General features: G+C 50.9%; 18 protein-coding genes. All 18 read left to right on the top strand.

The genetic code is table 11. From position 1 onward, the window contains the following. Positions 1-8: 8 nt before the first annotated feature. A complete protein-coding gene (locus KF749_00600; GenBank protein MBX2989644.1) occupies positions 9-674 on the top strand; it encodes a response regulator transcription factor in 666 nt (221 codons plus the stop codon). A gap of 191 nt (positions 675-865) precedes the next feature. Continuing rightward, entirely contained in the window at positions 866-2,536 is a 1,671-nt protein-coding gene (locus tag KF749_00595; GenBank protein MBX2989643.1) for a response regulator, read from the top strand. 5 nt (positions 2,537-2,541) lie between these two features. After that, on the top strand, positions 2,542-3,972 hold the full coding sequence (locus tag KF749_00590) for a sigma-54-dependent Fis family transcriptional regulator (protein ID MBX2989642.1): 1,431 nt from the start codon (positions 2,542-2,544) through the stop codon (positions 3,970-3,972). 128 nt (positions 3,973-4,100) lie between these two features. Further along, a complete protein-coding gene (locus KF749_00585; protein ID MBX2989641.1) occupies positions 4,101-4,538 on the top strand; it encodes a response regulator in 438 nt (145 codons plus the stop codon). Positions 4,539-4,815: 277 nt separating this feature from the next. Beyond that, positions 4,816-6,246 carry a HEAT repeat domain-containing protein gene (locus KF749_00580; GenBank protein MBX2989640.1) on the top strand — a complete coding sequence of 477 codons (1,431 nt, stop codon included), beginning with the start codon at positions 4,816-4,818 and terminating at the stop codon, positions 6,244-6,246. Positions 6,247-6,735: 489 nt separating this feature from the next. Then, positions 6,736-7,089, top strand: a complete 354-nt coding sequence (locus tag KF749_00575; GenBank protein ID MBX2989639.1) for a hypothetical protein — start codon at positions 6,736-6,738, stop codon at positions 7,087-7,089. Then, positions 7,079-7,921, top strand: coding sequence for an HDOD domain-containing protein (locus tag KF749_00570; GenBank protein ID MBX2989638.1), 843 nt, complete (start codon positions 7,079-7,081; stop codon positions 7,919-7,921). Before KF749_00575 ends, KF749_00570 begins: the two co-directional genes overlap by 11 nt. 72 nt (positions 7,922-7,993) lie before the next feature. Continuing rightward, positions 7,994-10,180, top strand: a complete 2,187-nt coding sequence (locus KF749_00565; protein MBX2989637.1) for a response regulator — start codon at positions 7,994-7,996, stop codon at positions 10,178-10,180. Then, complete coding sequence (locus KF749_00560; protein MBX2989636.1) at positions 10,177-10,752, top strand: response regulator; 576 nt, start codon at positions 10,177-10,179, stop codon at positions 10,750-10,752. The genes KF749_00565 and KF749_00560 overlap by 4 nt, the downstream gene beginning before the upstream one ends. A gap of 164 nt (positions 10,753-10,916) precedes the next feature. Continuing rightward, positions 10,917-11,345 (top strand): flagellar basal body rod protein FlgB, encoded by a 429-nt coding sequence (gene flgB, locus KF749_00555; protein MBX2989635.1) that lies wholly within the window; start codon positions 10,917-10,919, stop codon positions 11,343-11,345. Further along, complete coding sequence (gene flgC / locus KF749_00550; GenBank protein ID MBX2989634.1) at positions 11,342-11,839, top strand: flagellar basal body rod protein FlgC; 498 nt, start codon at positions 11,342-11,344, stop codon at positions 11,837-11,839. Before flgB ends, flgC begins: the two co-directional genes overlap by 4 nt. Before the next feature lie 2 nt (positions 11,840-11,841). Beyond that, the gene (locus KF749_00545; GenBank protein MBX2989633.1) at positions 11,842-12,138 is read left to right on the top strand and encodes a hypothetical protein; all 297 of its coding nucleotides are present in this window, start codon (positions 11,842-11,844) and stop codon (positions 12,136-12,138) included. 5 nt (positions 12,139-12,143) lie between these two features. Continuing rightward, positions 12,144-12,443: a flagellar hook-basal body complex protein FliE gene (fliE, locus tag KF749_00540; protein MBX2989632.1), complete on the top strand. Its 300-nt coding sequence runs from the start codon at positions 12,144-12,146 to the stop codon at positions 12,441-12,443. A gap of 1 nt (position 12,444) precedes the next feature. Next, the gene (fliF, locus tag KF749_00535) at positions 12,445-14,055 is read left to right on the top strand and encodes a flagellar M-ring protein FliF (protein ID MBX2989631.1); all 1,611 of its coding nucleotides are present in this window, start codon (positions 12,445-12,447) and stop codon (positions 14,053-14,055) included. 38 nt (positions 14,056-14,093) lie between these two features. Beyond that, on the top strand, positions 14,094-15,131 hold the full coding sequence (gene fliG, locus KF749_00530) for a flagellar motor switch protein FliG (protein MBX2989630.1): 1,038 nt from the start codon (positions 14,094-14,096) through the stop codon (positions 15,129-15,131). Next, a complete protein-coding gene (locus KF749_00525; protein ID MBX2989629.1) occupies positions 15,124-15,834 on the top strand; it encodes a hypothetical protein in 711 nt (236 codons plus the stop codon). The genes fliG and KF749_00525 overlap by 8 nt, the downstream gene beginning before the upstream one ends. Next, positions 15,834-17,171 carry a flagellar protein export ATPase FliI gene (gene fliI, locus KF749_00520; GenBank protein MBX2989628.1) on the top strand — a complete coding sequence of 446 codons (1,338 nt, stop codon included), beginning with the start codon at positions 15,834-15,836 and terminating at the stop codon, positions 17,169-17,171. The genes KF749_00525 and fliI overlap by 1 nt, the downstream gene beginning before the upstream one ends. 12 nt (positions 17,172-17,183) lie before the next feature. Next, positions 17,184-17,612, top strand: coding sequence for a flagellar export protein FliJ (gene fliJ, locus KF749_00515; protein MBX2989627.1), 429 nt, complete (start codon positions 17,184-17,186; stop codon positions 17,610-17,612). Positions 17,613-17,620: the final 8 nt, after the last annotated feature.

Below are 17,620 nucleotides of genomic sequence, written 5' to 3'. Positions count from 1 at the left end.
TGAAATCCATGGAAAAAATATCCGTTCTAATAGCCGACGATCATACGATTGTCCGGCACGGCCTTGTCTCTTTGTTGTCCTTATGTGAAGAATTTGAGATTGTCGGGGAAGCTGAAAATGGACGCGATGCCGTGGATATTGCTCTGGCGAAAAACCCGAATGTTGTGCTCATGGATATCGGAATGCCGATCCTGAACGGCTTGGAGGCTACACGCCAGATTCGAAAACTTGCTCCTCATATCAAGGTTCTTATCCTCTCAGGGTACGATAACGACGAGTATATTTTGCAGGTAATACAAACCGGGGCAAACGGGTACATCCTAAAAAACAGTATGCTGGACGACTTGTACACGGCAATCCGGTCTGTGCAGCGAGGGCAGGCATTCTTCAGCCCGGCGGTTTCAAAAGTAATCGTTGATAGTTATGTAACGCGGCCATCGGATCGTACGGGCCCTGCTCCGAAAACCACGCGTCCACTCACCTCCCGGGAACGTGAAATACTGCAACTTATCGCCGAAGGACATCTTCATCACCAAATTGCCGAACGCTTGAAGATCAGCGTCCGAACGGTTGATACTCACCGCAACAACATCATGAAGAAGCTCGACTTGCATGACACTGCGAGCCTTGTGACGTACGCCATCAAAAACGGCATCCTCATCATGCAGCGGTAGTTCTCGCGCTGCCTGCAATCTCTTCCTTTCTTCTCTCTGTCTTGACTTGCCCTAAGCAATCTTGGATGCAAGATTACGTTGTGTTCTGGCGCAAGATACGCTGATTGTCGTATTGTGCACAGGTGACAACTATTGTACATTTGTTCAAAATAAGATTTGCCAACACTTGTTCAATATTGCACACACGATTCATGTCAACAACCGCAAACAGTCAAACAATCGATGCTGGCAATACCCTTCCAAGTCCGTTTCGGGTTCTTGTTGTCGACGACATGCCCGAAAATCTTACTCTTCTGGCCGAGGTTTTCTCGACGCAAGGTTTCACAACGGTGGGCAGTGAATCCGGGGCAGAGGCCCTTCACATTCTCGGACAGAACGACATCCATCTCATTGTCGCGGATGCTATGATGCCGACGATGGATGGTTTCCAGTTATGCAGGGAGGTGAAGAAAAATCCCGCCTATGCCGGCATTCCTTACATCATCTACACAGGCCACTATGTGGATGTTGAAGACCAACTCTTTGCGAAAAGTATCGGAGTTGACGCCTATGTTATGAAATTTGACGGTTTGTCGACGTTGATGGAAACCGTGAACGACCTTTGCCAAAGTTGTTATGGAACGCCATTTTCGAATAATGATGTGGTCAAACCCAATACTTCCGTTTCGCCAACCGTTGATGCACAGGAATTTCTTGAACGGCATCATGCCGTTATTGTTCGGAAACTCGAAGAGAAGATGCAAGAACTGGAGGTGTATGCGGAAACGCTCGCACAAAAGAACCGCGAAATCCAGTTTTCAGAGTCTCGCTATCGCAATTTGTTTGAGAGGGCAGGCATTGGAATATTCATACTTGACAAGGAGAACGGAAAGGTGTTGGACGTGAATGCCGAAGGGCTTTCACTTCTCGGGTACACAAAAGAGGAACTTGCCGTAATAGAGCCTCTCTCGTTCTTTCAGGATAACGCAACCGCAAAAGCGATTCTTCAATCGGGGGCGTTTCTCTCAAAGGAAACCATGCTCAAGCGGCGTGACGGCCATACGGTGGATGTAGATCTTGGGGCCGGCCCATTTTCCGAACAAGCCGACAAGCGAATTATGGTGTACGTCCTCGACATAACAGAACAAAAGAAGATGAGGCAAAGGCTCATTCAATCTGAGAAGATGGCATTCATGGGTCGCCTTGCAGCAAGCATTGCCCACGATATTCGCAATCCTCTTGCCGCAATTACACTGAATCTGCAGTATCTGGCCAAACGTCTCCCTGCCGATTTTCCCGATCGCGGCGCGCTGAACTTTGCCATCGAGGGGTCTCAGCGGATTGGCAAGATCATTGAGAACACGCTGAATCTCGCACGTATCACACCTCCGGTGGTAAAGCCCGAGCAGATTAACAACATTGTGTCGCAGGCGCTTATGTTTCTCAAATCGTCAATTGCCCAGCGGAACATTTCAGTGGAAACCACACTTGCGTCCGACTTGCCGTTGATCGACGTTGAAGCGAAACAGATCGAGCAGGTTATTCTGAACATTATACAGAACGCTATTGACTGCTCTCCGGCGAAATCCACGATTCAGATTTCGACGTGCCTCATCGAAAATCTAAACGCTCAATCCGAGTTTTCTCATAGCGTGGCTGTTGTCGTTCTTGACCGCGGTCCCGGTCTTTCGCCCGAACAGATGAAGCGGCTGTTCGAACCTTTTGAAACCACAAAGCGGGGAGGGACCGGCCTCGGGCTGGCACTTTCGAAGCAGATTATGGATAAACATCGGGCCGAAATTCGCATTGAGCCTGCAGTTGGCGGGGGTACTATTGCCAGACTTATTTTTCCGGTTACATTAACCAAGAACGGAGATAACTGAACACCATGTCAAGGGGGAAAATTCTAATCGTCGACGACGAGGCAATACTTACTGAGAGCTTGCAGAACATTCTGTCGTCAACCGGATACGATGTTACTTCGTGCCTTCAAGGGGAGGATTTTCTCTCCATGCTAACATCTGTCAATCCGGATCTTGTTTTGCTCGATATCTTCATGGGGAAAGTCAACGGCCTTCAGTTGTTGCGGAAAATGAAAGAGGAAGGCAACGACATCCCCGTTCTCATGATGACCGGACATGCCGATGTCGGCCTTGCTGTCGAGGCCATGAAGGAAGGTGCCCTTGATTTTGTGCTGAAGCCCTTCGAACTTGCACATCTTAGCGTGCTGATTGAGAAGGCGATGGAGCAATCGCAGTTGAAGCGAAAAGTCAAGGTCTTGCAGTCCGAGCTTGAAGAGCAGCGACAACGCAGCGGAATCATAGGGAAGAGCCCGGCGCTCCACCGGGTTCTGGACACAGCAGAAAAGCTTGCACAAAGCGACAACACAACAGTTCTGTTGGAAGGCGAGAGTGGTACAGGAAAGGAGCTGTTGGCGCGCTTCATCTACCAAAAAAGCCCGCGTGCCGACAAGGCATTTATCACGGTTAACTGCGGCGCGATTCCGAAGAACCTCGCCGAGAGTGAGTTCTTCGGGTACGAAAAGGGGGCGTTCACCGGCGCGACTGATAAAATGCGTCAGGGAAAATTCGAGTTGGCGGACGACGGAACAATTTTTCTTGATGAAATCGGCGAGTTGTCATTGGATATGCAGGTGAAACTGCTTCGTGTTCTCGAAGATCGTCGATTCTACCGGCTGGGCGGAACACGGGAACTGAAAGTGAATGTCCGCGTCATTGCGGCCTCCAACAGAGATCTCGCGCGAGAAGTACAGGAGGGAAGATTCCGGGAAGATCTCTTCTATCGCCTGAATGTTGCGTCCGTCAAAGTGCCTCCGTTGCGGGAACGCATCGAGGATATTGGAGTCATCTCGTACGCCTTCCTTCAGGAATTCAGCAAGAAATTCAGCAAAGAAACACCCAAGCTTTCCGATGATGCGCTCTCCTTGTTGCAGAATCTTCAATGGAAGGGTAACATTCGCGAACTGAGAAATGCTATTGAGCGGGTTGTGCTGCTCACCAGCGGACCATTGCTCACGGTTGAGCACTTTGCTTTTCTTGAGGACGGGATGGCAAGAAACGTGAATGGCGAAGGAAACGGGAAGGCCTATCGACTGGAGATTCCGAGTGCAGGAGTATCGATGGGTCAGGTGGTGAGAGACTTGATTCTGAAAACTCTCATTATCACGAACGGCAATCAAGTTCATGCTGCAAAGATTCTCGGCCTGACGCGATCGAAACTTCGGTATAGAATGGATCAACTGGGTATTCACCCTGAACAGCGAAGTTACCGGATAGAGGAGAATGAGGTTGTAGACTGAGCGATTGTTTGTATGCAAGGCTGATCGGATGTGAAGAATTGGCGTACCGGGGGGGGGAGGAAGTGGCCGCAGCCTCACCAAGCATCACAAGAATCCAAATCAACCTGCACAACGGATAGCCGGATACTATGAACACAAGCGAATCAGTTGTTGACCAGCAAGCATGTACGAGGCTTCTGTCAGACGAACAAGTCAAAGGGAAGAAACTTATCCTCATTGTCGACGACGAGCCTGTCATGCAAGAGTTGGGAAGAGACATCCTTGAGGAACACGGGTACCGCGTGCTGGTTGCTTCTGACGGACTTGAAGCTCTGGATATGTACAGACAGTATGGCGACGAGATTGACCTTGTTGTGCTTGATATGTTGATGCCGCGATTGGATGGCGGGCAAACGTATATTGAGATGAAGAAGATGAATGTTGATATCAAAGCATTCTTCTGTACAGGATATACGCCAACCGAAGTAATCGGTCCACTTTTGGCGGAAGAATCATTGCGCGCGTTGCAGAAGCCTTTCCGTCCATCAGAGTTCGTAAACACAGTCCGCGATGTACTCTCTTCGTGAAAATCGAGCCCATCAAGTCACTTGGATTGAATTCCTGAGCTCATTCGCTTGCCCACGCCCGCTAATACAACGCGAAAACTCGGCTTGTAGAACTGTGTGAACATTTCTTCATTTTCCGTTATTGTTCACTGTAGTCCTTTCATCAGGATCCTTCCATGAGACCCAAGAAGCACAGGCAAAACTAACCAAGGATGTGGCAGGTGGTGCTTGGTATGTTCTTTGCGTAAAAAGAAGTTCTGAAATCGCCGTCGGGAGCTAAGCAGTTCCGCCAGGTGTTATGAAACGCTCGACCTATCCTGACACGAAACGTGGTGCTATGAGTATGCCAGAGTTGACAGATCAGCTTGTTATCACACTTCAAACCCATAAGAATCCGGTACATCGTGTGAATGCCGCCGAGCAACTTTCCACTGATCCCTCTATACACTCAATAAGAGCGCTGATCGCGGCACTCAACGACAACAATGAATCCGTCTGTTTAACGGCCGCGGAATCTCTTGCAACGATTGGAGGTGGCGATGCGGCAAGAATGGTTGCTCAACTACTTGAACGTGAAAGTATGCGACTCATGGCTTGTGAGGTACTCAGTCGGTTCGGCCATTGTGCGATCTCGCCGCTGGAGCCCTTTCTTCACCATTCTAATCACGAGGTGAGGAATTCTGCAATAGAGATTCTGGGCCGCATCAAACATAGAGATGCCGCAACGGCCATTATCCCCTTGCTGTATCACGATGATCCGGACATGGTTGTTGCGGTCGTTGAGGCATTGGGAAATCAGGAACAGGAAGTCTCAATATCGCACCTTGAGCAAGTATACGAGAAGGAGGAGTATGCGCGGCCTGCTATTGCGGAGGCGCTTGGGAAGATCGGGGGCCGGGAAGCAAGCCGCGTCCTTTTCAGCAGCTTTCGATCCGGCATGTTAACCGGCTCAACTGACCCGATGATACTCTTTCGCATCATTGAGGCCTTCGTGCGCGTCGGGAATCCTGATGCCGTTGCGTTACTCAGCCACCATTTGTCCGATGCTCACGGAAACCTGCGGCAAACAATTCTGGCGGCAATAATTTGGCTCTGTGACAAGTCCGGCTTGCCGCTCGACATTCCGGGTGCTACTATACACGACCTCATTGCAGTTCTCAATGATACCGATGTCAGGGTTCGGCTCAACGCCGTGCAGAAACTCTCACACGTTGATGATCCAGATGTTACCAGGGCGTTTCTGGGCATTTTGGGCGGTTCAACGTATTTAGACGCTGTCTTGTTTGGCTTGTTGGAGGGACGAAAGGATGCATTGCCAGTTATGCTGGAAATGTTGAGAAACGGCCATGCTCCTTTGCAGCGTGAGATGTTTGTTCTCCTGAAAACTCTCCTGTTTCATCATATATCAACCTCCACATTGCCGGTCTCACAGCCTGACGCAAATATCCTTTTCGGCAAAGCGGCGGAGCAATGGCTTTGCATTGATGATGAATCGAAGCAACTGATCCTCGAAACGCTGTTCTTGATTGACAGGCAACGGACATTCTGTTTCTTGACGGAACTTCTTGCAGTACCCGATCCGTGGGTCAGAATAAAAACCATCGAGGTTCTTGGCCGGTTCGCTGATCGGGACGTTCTGGAACTTGTGTCGCAACAGGCAAGCGATGAAGACGAAACCGTTCGCTCAACAGTCGAATGGATATTGGAAGCAAGCGCCAGATCAACGTAAATCCGTCGTCCTTCCGACGCACCGCTCCAAGCACCTGAAATCTGATTCAGCACCTTGAATACTCTGAAAGAAGCCATATGGCTAGTATTGTGCAGCATTTCTTCTTCATTTCCGACCGCTCCTGACATTCTCCGACTTTTCCGCTGCATCCCATCTGTTTTGGACTTGGTTTCCTGTGTGTGTAATGGCATATAGTTTGCCGCAACGGTAGTGAAACAACAGGCTAACTGACTACATGCATGTATCCGGGTTCTTCAAGAGGTGCTCACTGTGCGGCACGGAATGGACTTCAAAGGAAGACTTCCTTGCCGACAGGGATGTTCATCTTCAGGGATATCAATGGGATAGTGTACGGGTCAAGAACGGCATGCCTTCAGAAGGAATGCTGGTTTTCACTCATTTCACTACAGCGTGTGGAACGTCGATCACCATATCGGCACGTCAATTCCGCAGAGAAAAATAGCGGATCTCACATTCATCGGACTTCTAATGGGCAGACTCAACTTAGACGAAATTGAACCCGGAATGACCCTCGCTTCCGACGTATTGGACAGGAGCGGAAGAGTGCTACTGAAAAGCGGTCTCCAGGTAACCGAAAAGCATCTGACAATCCTCAAACAGTGGGGAATAACTGATGCGGATATTCTTGGCGTGGACCGCGACGAAATCAACGCCAAGATTATCGAGAGCTTCGACAAAGACATTCTAACCGCATGTGAAACGGAGAAGCGTGAGTTGTTTCATCATGCCGACATGTCTCACCCGCTTAATCAAGAACTGTTCCGGCTTGCCGTGCTTCGAACTATAAGGAGAAAGGCAGGGGTCGTCACCAATGATAAATAGTCCGAGTGATCTGCTCAAAGGCTACGTCGAACTCTCTTCTCTCCCGACAGTGTTCATGCGCATTAATGAGGCCGTCAACAACCCGCGTTCATCAATGAACGACATCGGAAAGATCATCAGCGAGGATGCAGGACTTACAGCACGGCTGCTCATGGTGGTCAACAGCGCCTTCTTCAATTTTCCACAACGGATAGAATCCATTACAAAGGCTATTGGAATTGTCGGAACCCAACAACTGCGCGATCTTGCGCTCGCAACGTCCATCATCAAGCTCTTTAAGGGCATCCCGTCCGATTTGGTGGATATGGAGAAATTCTGGAAGCACAGCGTCGCAGTCGGAATCGCGGCAAGAACACTCGCTACGCTTCGCAGAGAGGCAAATATCGAGCGGTTCTTTGTTGCCGGCATCCTTCACGATATCGGCCGGCTTGTGATGTATGTGAAGATTCCCGACCTCTCCCGCGAGGCGCTGCTTCGTGCCAGAAAGAACAACGAACTGTTGTACGTAACAGAAACGGAAGTCATTGGCTTTGATCATGCCGCAGTCGGGCGTGCCCTTATGCAAATCTGGAAACTCTCGTCATATCAAGAGGAGGTTGTCGGATTTCATCACAACCCGGGTCTTGCAACCCGGTTTCCGGTCGAAACGGCAATCGTCCATGTTGCAGATATTCTCGCTCACGGCATGGGTTTCGGAAGCAGCGGTGAACACTACGTTCCGCCCATGAATGCAGAAGTGTGGGAACGCCTTGCACTACAGGTAAGCGTACTTGCCCCGGCATGCGAACAGATTGACCGCCAGTTTGATGATGCAGTGAAGATTATTTTGTAACTCAAACAGATGAATCCGCAGAAGGCACATCACCCGGTTCACGCGCCACTTCCTGTCGAGGTTGTGGATCAGATGAAAAATCTCGAGGAGCGTATTGCCTACCTTGAGGAGGTGAATCGTTGGAATCTCGATGCACTTGATATCGTTGCCTCGATGGGCGACTTGCACACAACTGCCCATGTAGATTGGGAGGTACAGGAGATTTTCGGGGCGACGCGGCAGTATGTTCTTCGTCTGATGCGGTTCCACACCGTCGCATTCCTGATGGTGAACGACGAAACAGCCGAATTTGATATTGTTGACTGTGAGCCCGCGGATCAGATCTCAGCCATCCAAAAGGAGATTGCGCATCAAACGGCACAGGGAACATTTGCATGGGCGTTGAACAACAACCGGGCTGTCACGTTCGGTATGCAACAGCTCGGGCACTCTCTGATGTTGCATCCCATCGCAACCCGCGACCGGGTACTTGGAATGTTCGTCGGCGTGTTGGATGAACGAACCGGGCAGGTAGTTGACGGAACTCTGAACCTTCTTTCCATTCTTCTTCTCATTACCGCCAACACGCTCGAGAATTCGGCCTTGTACCGTAAGATCAATGAGCACAATAAAAACCTTGAGGCTCTGGTTCAGGCGAGGACGCGAGAGCTTGAACAGGCTGTGCAAGAAGCGCAAGCAGCGACGATAGCGAAGAGTCAATTTCTTGCGAACATGAGTCATGAAATCCGCACACCGATGAACGGCGTGCTCGGCCTTGCTGAACTCCTTCTTGAAACCGATTTGGACCCTGTGCAGAAGGACTATGCTCAAACAATTCACTCAAGCGGCGACTCTCTTCTGACCATCATTAACGACATTCTTGACTTCTCCAAGATTGAAGCGAATAAGATGTCGCTCGAGCGCATTGACTTCGATCTCCACCAGGTTGTGGGTGATACCGTGGACTTGTTCGCGCGCAAAGCGGAGACGCGAGGGGTACGTGTTGTCGGCATTGTAAACGATAGCGTTCCGGTTGCCGTTAAGGGCGATCCGGTTCGACTGCGCCAGATCATTTCGAATCTTCTCGGCAACGCCGTGAAGTTTACGAATAGCGGAAGCATTGTCGTTCGGGTGGATCGTGAGGACTGGCCAGAACCGGGAATTCGCGTTCGGTTTACCGTGATCGATTCGGGTATAGGAATTCCTGAAGGGGTCCAGAAATCCCTTTTTCAGCCCTTCACGCAAGCCGACGGCTCAACAACGCGCAAGTATGGAGGCAGCGGCCTTGGGCTCGCCATTTGCAAACAGCTTGTCGAGTTAATGGGTGGAACGATTGGTGTTACAAGCGAAGTCGGGAAGGGGAGTGCCTTCCGGTTCTCGGTGGTGTTCGAAAAGCCGTCGTCCGGTATCGTGTCAACTGTCGACGTGGGGAAAACATTCAAGCCTAATGCAAACCTGACGCTGCCGCAGGGTATTCGCGTTCTCCTGGTGGAAGACAATGTCGTGAACCAAAAAGTTGCCCTGCGAATGCTGCAGAAAATGGGATGTGTGCCCGACGTCGCTTCGAACGGGAGCGAGGCTGTAGAGGCAGTTGCGAACAAGGTGTATGATGTTGTTTTGATGGATTGCATGATGCCGGAGATGGACGGCTTCGACGCGACAATGGCAATTCGAAAATCCGAGCGGCCGGGAGGACGGCGCACGATTATCTTGGCAATGACAGCGAGCATTTTGCAGAGTGAGCAGGATCGTTGCTTCAGCGTCGGTATGGATGACTACGTGGCAAAGCCCGTCAGAATGGGCCTCCTGCACTCCGTCATCACGAAACATCTCAATGAGAGAGAACAACCAATCGGCCTTTCGCCGATTGAAGAACAGAGCGCCAATTCATCATCGAAGGTCCCTGAACCCGGCATCGACGACATCCTTGATAGGTCAAGGCTCGAAGAACTGTACGAACTCAGTGACGGTGCGGACGCGCTACTCGTTGAGTTGCTTGAGGTGTTTCGAGTGGATGGACCCGTTCGGCTTGAGGAATTACGTGCGGCTATTTCGGCGCACGACATGGTAGCAGCGCGTATGGCCGCGCACGCCCTGAAAGGAAGCAGCAGAAATCTCGGCGCGACGCAGCTTGCCGAATACTGTCACCAGCTTGAATCTGCATCTCAACAGGAGGGAATTCCGAATGCCGAAGGACTTCTGAGAAGCATTGAGAATGAAATCACGCGAGTCATGCGAGTCAGCGAACACTATCATTCGAATGAAAGGACTATTCCATGAAGATACTGACAGCCGACGACGATGCCGGCTCAAGGGCAATTCTGTCACGTGTGCTCAAATCCCTCGGCCACGACGTTGTTGAAACAAAGGATGGCAATGAAGGCTGGGGAACCTATCGGGTCGGCAATTTTCAGCTTGTCATCTCTGATTGGATGATGCCCGGCATGAACGGCATTGAGTTTTGCAAACTGGTTCGGCAGGATACTCGGCCGAAATACACATATATCATCCTGCTTACTTCGTTGGAAGGCAAGGAAAAGTATCTCGAGGGAATGGAAGCAGGTGCGGATGACTTCATCAGCAAGCCGTTTGATCGAGACACGCTTGCTGCACGGCTTCGCGTCGCGGAACGCATTCTCAGTCTGCAGGCGGAAGTGAAACAACTTGAGGGATTGTTACCCATTTGCGCGTACTGCAAGAAAATCAAGGATGACGAAAACCATTGGCAGCATATGGAGAGTTACATCTCACGAAGAACGGAAGCAAATTTCTCCCACGGTATTTGTCCTGAATGCTATCAAAAACACATGGTTCCGCAACTGCAGGAGCTTCGGAAGATTCGCAATGGATGACAGTTCTCTACAGATGCGCGATAGTAGCCAACGCGGGTCTTTCCATTCCGGTCGTTCGTTGCATAGTTGCGCTTTTTGGAGGCGGACTGGCAACCTGAGAATGTTGGCACTGCGGTTGCACGTCAGTGCACCGAGTATTGTCCTGTGATGGAAAGGTATGCGTTATGAGACTTTTTGATTCGACAAACATCCCATTGTTGGGCAAGGCGCTTGACGTCTACGCTCTTCGGCAGAAGGTCACCGCCTCCAACTTGGCAAACATCACCACGCACGGGTATAAGAGCCAGAGCGTGTCGTTCGAAGAACACCTTGCGACCGCATCGCAGGTTTCGGCTGTGAAAGGGGCAACAACAAACGACAAGCACATCAAAGTAGGCGGTGCAGCCGCTCTGGTCGATGTTGATCCGCAGGTTCAGGACACTGCGCGCAATAATCCTCCGGGATACAGCGAAATGTCAAGCGGTTTCAATGATGTGGATGTTGATATGGAGATGGCCGAATTGGCTAAGAATCAAATTCGCTTTAAGTTCGGTTCACGGCTGTTGGGCGATACGTTCAAGGGGATTCAAAAAGCTATTCGAGGTACCTTATGAAAGTTGAGAAACTCTTTGCCGGACTCAATGTGAGTGCCCAAGGTTTGAGCGCTCAACGAAAACGCATGAACGCGATTGCCAACAACATCGCCAATGCGGAAACGACCCGGACGGAAGACGGGACTCCCTACAGACGAAAGATGGTTACTATCGAATCCGCTTCCGGTCAGCCGTTTACCGATACGTTTCATAAGGCCGGACTGCAACTTGACACGACGAATGAATCGCATCTGGCACCCGGCGGATTCCAGTTCAGAGCAGAAGGGAACCTCCCCGGCAGCGTGGAAGCAGCTGAAGCAGAAGATACGTCCGACTTCAAATTGATTCATGATCCCACACATCCTGATGCAGACGAGAACGGCTATGTGAAAATGCCGAACGTCAACATTATCACCGAAATGGTCGACATGATGTCTGCCTCCCGAGCATACGAGGCGAACATCACGGTTATCAATGCACAAAAGCAAATGGCAAAAGACAGCCTGGAGATTTGACGATGAACGTTTCAGATATTCGCAACACGCCGGTTCAGTTGCCGGTTCACAAAAAGCAAACACGGCCTGCGCCTGAAGAGTCGTTCGACGCCGCGTTGAAGAACATTCCGGCAGAAATACTGCGTACGGATGGAGGGAAGCAAACACCTTCTCCGGTAGCGCTCACGCAAACGGAACAGGCTTTTTTTGAGCGGTTGTATCCCGATGACGTGGATGAAGTGCGGTCGTACAATCCATACCAGGGCGATCGTGCACCGCGTACGGTGAAACTGGGGACACTTATTGACAGAAAAGGATAGGGCATATGCAGGAACTTCAATTGCTTCCGGAACTGAGCGGTACACGCAGCCACAATTCCGTGAACAAGCTGCTGAAGGAAACAAACACATCATTCAGCGATACGCTCAACCAAGCTGTCCGTGATGTGAATTCGCTGCAAGGCGAGGCAGGGAAAGCAGTTCAACGCATGGTAAGCGGCGAGGAGACGGATATTCATAACGTCATGATCGCTGTCGAGAAAGCGAAGACAAGCTTCGAGTTGCTGATGGAAGTCCGCAACAAGACAATCGAGGCGTACAGGGAAATTATGAGGATGCAGGTATAACATGGCCGAGTTTCCCCAGCAAGTCCGCTCACAGCTTATCGATCTGACTCGACGTCTATCCATTGCACAGAAATTTGCCTTGGGTGCCGTTACGTTTGGCGTTATCGTCGGACTCATCATACTGGTCACATTTGTGAATCGCCCGACGTATGGTACGCTCTTCAGCAATCTTGCGCCCCAGGATGCTTCCAAAATCGTGGAGAAACTGCAAGAGAAAAAGGTCGAATACAAGTTGGAAGACAACGGGAAGACAATTGTCATTCCGAAAGACAATATTTACGACGTTCGTCTTGCTTTAGCCGGCGAGGGATTGCCGCAATCGAGCATCGTCGGATACGAGATTTTTGATCGGACGAACCTCGGTGTTTCCGATTTCGTTCAGAAAGTCAATTATCGCCGTGCCCTCGAGGGCGAAATTGCCCGAACCATTCTTCAGATTGAAGAAGTGGAAGGAGCCCGCGTTCACATTGTTGTACCGGAAAAGGCTCTTTTCAAAGATGATGAAAAGCCGACCACGGCATCAATTGTATTGAAGTTGAAGTCAGGGAAGCCGTTACGCCGTGAAAATATCCAAGGCATCGTTCATCTGGTGTCCAGCAGCATCGAAGGGCTTGATCCCTCGAACGTCACGATTGTGGATTCACGCGGCACCATGCTTTCCGATGTGGAAAAGGGAAATTCGCTTGCCGCGAGAACATCCACACAATATGAACTGCAACAACGTGTTGAGAACTATCTCTCCCAAAAAGCGCAGACGTTGCTCGAAGGCGTTGTCGGACCCGGAAATGCCCGGGTTCAGGTTTCCGCGGAGCTTGACTACCGGCAAGTGGAACGAACTCTCGAGCAGTACGATCCGGACAAAACAGTTGTTCGAAGCGAGCAAGTCACAGAGGAGAAGTCTGTTGTGAACGATTCATCCTCGCCCTCTACCCGGAACAACTCCGTGACGAACTACGAAGTGAACAAGTCAATCGAACATATCATCGAGAATGTCGGAGGAATCAAGCGGCTCACCATTGCGGGGATTGTGAATGATGTTCCCCGTCAGGTGGAAAAAGAAGGCCGGACGGTCACGGAGTTTCAATCCCGTAAGCCGGAAGAAATGAACCAGCTCAGTGAAATTGTGAAGCGTGCAGTCGGGTTTGATGAGAAGCGAAACGATGAAGTTGCGCTTGTCAATTTGCCTTTCGGGGGTAATGTTGAAAGTGAAGGATTCTTGTACAAAGATGCACCGGCAAACAACTGGACCGAAATATTGCAGGATGATTCGTATGGCAAGCTGCTTACGCTTCTTGCCATGCTCGGCGCAGTGGGAATGATGTGGGTGTTATTGAGCAAGTTTCGCGGCGGTAGTGATCCCGAATTGGGAGAAATACTTGGTACCCGCGTTGACGTCCTTTCAGGCGATGCAGGAAGGTTGGGGGCGGCCTCACCGCAACGAGGCGCTCTTGGAGGAAAAAACCAACGCAGGCAACTTGCTGCTGCAGGCAACACCCTTCTCTCGGATGAAGCACAGATTCGTGAAGAACGACAGCAGCGGATAGCCGAGTATATAGCCAACCGACCCAAAGAGGCCGGAAGGCTGCTCAAAGTGTGGTTGGTGGACAACTGAGAAAGCGGGTTTGTGCGGATCAAACAACAATTCAGAACATGAGAAAAGACAGTTCAACACCGGCACTTGGCGCAAAGACGCAGGGTAACAAGCAGAAGGCGGCACTATTGCTGTTGTCGCTGGATCTTGGTACGGCGACAACGCTCATGCGAACGCTGACGCAGGCCGAAATCGAGGACCTGACGGTGGAAATCACCCGTTTGAAGAGCGTTCCGTCAGTCGAAACAGACAAAGTGATGGAGGAATTTCAATCACTCATAAAAGCGCAAGAATATCTTGTTGACGGCGGCGCCGACCAGGCGCGCTCACTCTTGGAAAAGTCATTGGGGAACGAACGCGCTGCCTTCACGCTTGACCGTGTGAAAGCGGCGACGACATTGCGAGGATTCAACAATCTCAAGAAGGCAGACGCCTATCAAGTGGCCAACTTCTTGCAAAAGGAACATCCGCAGACAATTGCATTGATACTTTCGAATCTCCGGCTTGAGCAGACTGCCGAAGTATTGAGTCAGATTCCGCCTGATTTGAGAAATGATGTGATTTTCAGAATGGCGACCTTGGGCAAGGTAGCACCGTCGCTTATCGCGGAGATGGAGCAAGCACTGGAAGCTGTTGCACAGACCGACATGACGTCGAGTATGAGTGCGCTGGGAGGTCCGAAATCCGTAGCCTCCGTTCTGAATCGTGTTGGAACGGAGAAGGCGAAGGAGATTATGGAACACCTCGAGATACGTGAGCCGCAACTTGCTTCCGAAATCAAAAGCCTGATGTTCTTGTTTGAAGACATTATCTATGTTGACGACAGGGGCATTCAGCGTGTTCTGCGTGAAGTTGATAAGAAAGATCTCGCGTTGGCGCTCAAAGTTGTTGATGACCAACTGAAGTCAAAAATTCTGACGAACATGTCCGAGCGGGCGCAGGAACTATTGCGAGAAGAGTTGCAATATATGGGCCCCGTTCGTCTCAAAGAGGTTGAGGCAGCTCAGGCACGCATCATTGCCGTGGTGAAGAAGCTCGAAGAAACAGGTGAGATCATCGTCGCCGGAAGAGGCGGAGCGGAGGAACTCGTTGTCTAGAACCATAAAGATGCACACCCCGGCGGGCCGTGTGCGCCTGCTGAATCGGAAGGGTCGCCGCCGGGCGATACTGCCGTTTGCTCCGTTTCCTGATGAATCAGTTCTGGCACCACAATCCGAAACAGGCCCGGAAACGGAACAGGTTCCCGTTCAGGTTGCACAAACAGATCCGTTCGATATCGAGCAACGATTGAATAATGAATACAAAGCAGGATTTGAAGAAGGAAGACGATTCACGGAAAAATCCCTGCACGATGAACTGGCTGCGCGGTTGTCTCAGAACCGCGCTGTAGTGGAGCAACTTGCCGGGAACATCGTCCGTGAGTACGAGCGGCTGCAACGTGAGGCTGAACGGTGTGTTGTTGCGCTTGCGCTCGGTATCGCCGAAAGAATCGTGAAACGCGAAGTAATGCTGGACAATGAAATGGTTGTGCGGCAAATCCACGAAGCAACAAAACGGATCATCGGTGTTGAGAGAATCAAGATTCGGGTGAACCCCGCTGATGAAGAATTCGTGAGGAATCACCGCACGCAGATTCTCGCTTCGAGCGATGCCGTACGCGATGTTGCAGTGGAAGGTGATGAGACAATTGAGCGGGGCGGCTGCATCCTCGAAAGCGAATCGGGAAACGTTGATGCACTCATTGCAACCCAAATGGAACGTATTGGTGTGGCCCTGCTCGGCGAGCAACCGAGGGAGTAATGGTGTCAGCGACTCAACATATCGAATCCGGCCGGTTTGACCCGTATTTTACACGGCTGCATCATGCCGATGTAGTGAAGGTCAATGGACGCGTGTCCCAAGTAATCGGCCTTGTCATCGAGTCCACCGGCCCCAACTGTTTTCTCGGCGAAGTATGCAATGTGAAAGCACGCAACGGCGAGGATCTTTGTATGGCGGAAGTTGTCGGGTTTCGGGGCAATCGCGTGTTGTCAATGGTGTTGGGAGATGCCGGCCGCGTAAGCCCCGGAAGCGAGATTGTTGCAACAGGCCATCCACTGTCAGTTCCGGTGAGCAATAAGTTGCTCGGCCGTGTCATTGATGGCATGGGCAGACCTATTGACGGCAAAGGGCCGATTGATGCCGTCGAGCGCCGTTCGATACATGCAACTCCGCCGAATCCGCTCGAGCGAAAACGTATCACAAAGGCTATTGCAACAGGCATTCGGTCAATCGATACGTTGAAAACATGCGGTATTGGACAGCGAGTGGGAATTTTTGCGGGGAGCGGTGTAGGCAAGAGCGTGACGTTAGGCATGATTGCCCGTTATGCAAGTTCGGATGTCAATGTCATTTGTCTTGTTGGCGAACGGGGGCGTGAGGTGGGAGAATTTCTGGACAAAGAACTTGGGGAAGTGGGGCTCCGCCGTTCTGTTGTCGTTGTAGCGACGAGCGACCAGGCAGCGCTCATACGAATCAAGGCGGCGTTCATGGCAACAACAATTGCAGAATACTTTCGTGATCAGGGATTGAATGTTGTTCTCATGATGGATTCCCTTACGCGGCTGGCAATGGCGCAACGTGAGGTCGGCCTTGCGATCGGCGAACCGCCCACAACGAAGGGATACACCCCTTCCGTATTTGCGATGCTGCCGAAGCTTCTTGAACGGGCAGGGAATGCAAAGAAAGGAAGCATCACGGGATTGTACACTGTGTTGGTTGAGGGGGACGATATGAATGAGCCTGTTGCAGATACCGTACGCTCAATCCTCGACGGGCATATCGTTCTGTCACGACGGCTTGCTTCGGCTGGACATTATCCTGCGGTGGATGCGTTGGAAAGCGTCAGTCGTGTTATGCCCGCAATTACCACCGGCGAGCATCAACGGGCGGCAGCCCGTATGCTCGATCTGATGGCAACCTATCGTGAGGCTGAAGACCTTATTAATATCGGAGCATACGTGAAGGGGAGCAATCCGAAAATTGATGAATCTCTCAAAATGCGCGAGATGATCCGCGTATTTCTCCGACAGCAATCGGATGAGCATGAGGATCTCGACACCAGTATCAGTTTGCTACGTGAAATGATGACGGTATAATCCGGAGCAAGAATGGCAAAACCAGTATCGCGGTTCAAGACAGTTGTGCGTGTAAAAAAGCAGCAGGAGAAGATAGCCCAGCAGCAATTGGTGCTGATTGAACATGCCCATCTGAAAGAACGTGAGGAGCTTCTTCGCTTGCATGAAACAAGAGAAGATGCCGTCGACGGGTCTCTGCACCAGGGCAGGACGCGGGCAACCGATCTGCAAATGCAGAGGGCATTTATTGTCAAGCTGAACGGACAAATTCATCAACAGTCGTCCAAAGTGAACGACATACTTGTGAAAGCAAACTCAAAGCGCGAGGAACTGACAGAACGTGCACGCGCCCGACAGATCGTCGAGAAGCTCGAAGAAAAGAAATCTGTCGAAGCGGCAAAAACTCTTGATCGCAAAGAGCAGGAAAATACTGATGAAGTGGCAAACCGAAGGTCCAGGTAGCGTACAAT

Source organism: Bacteroidota bacterium (assembly GCA_019637975.1).
GTDB lineage: Bacteria > Bacteroidota > Ignavibacteria > UBA10030 > UBA6906 > CAADGV01.
Note: the sequence above shows the minus strand (reverse complement) of the source record. Positions and strands in the feature narration are given on the sequence as shown.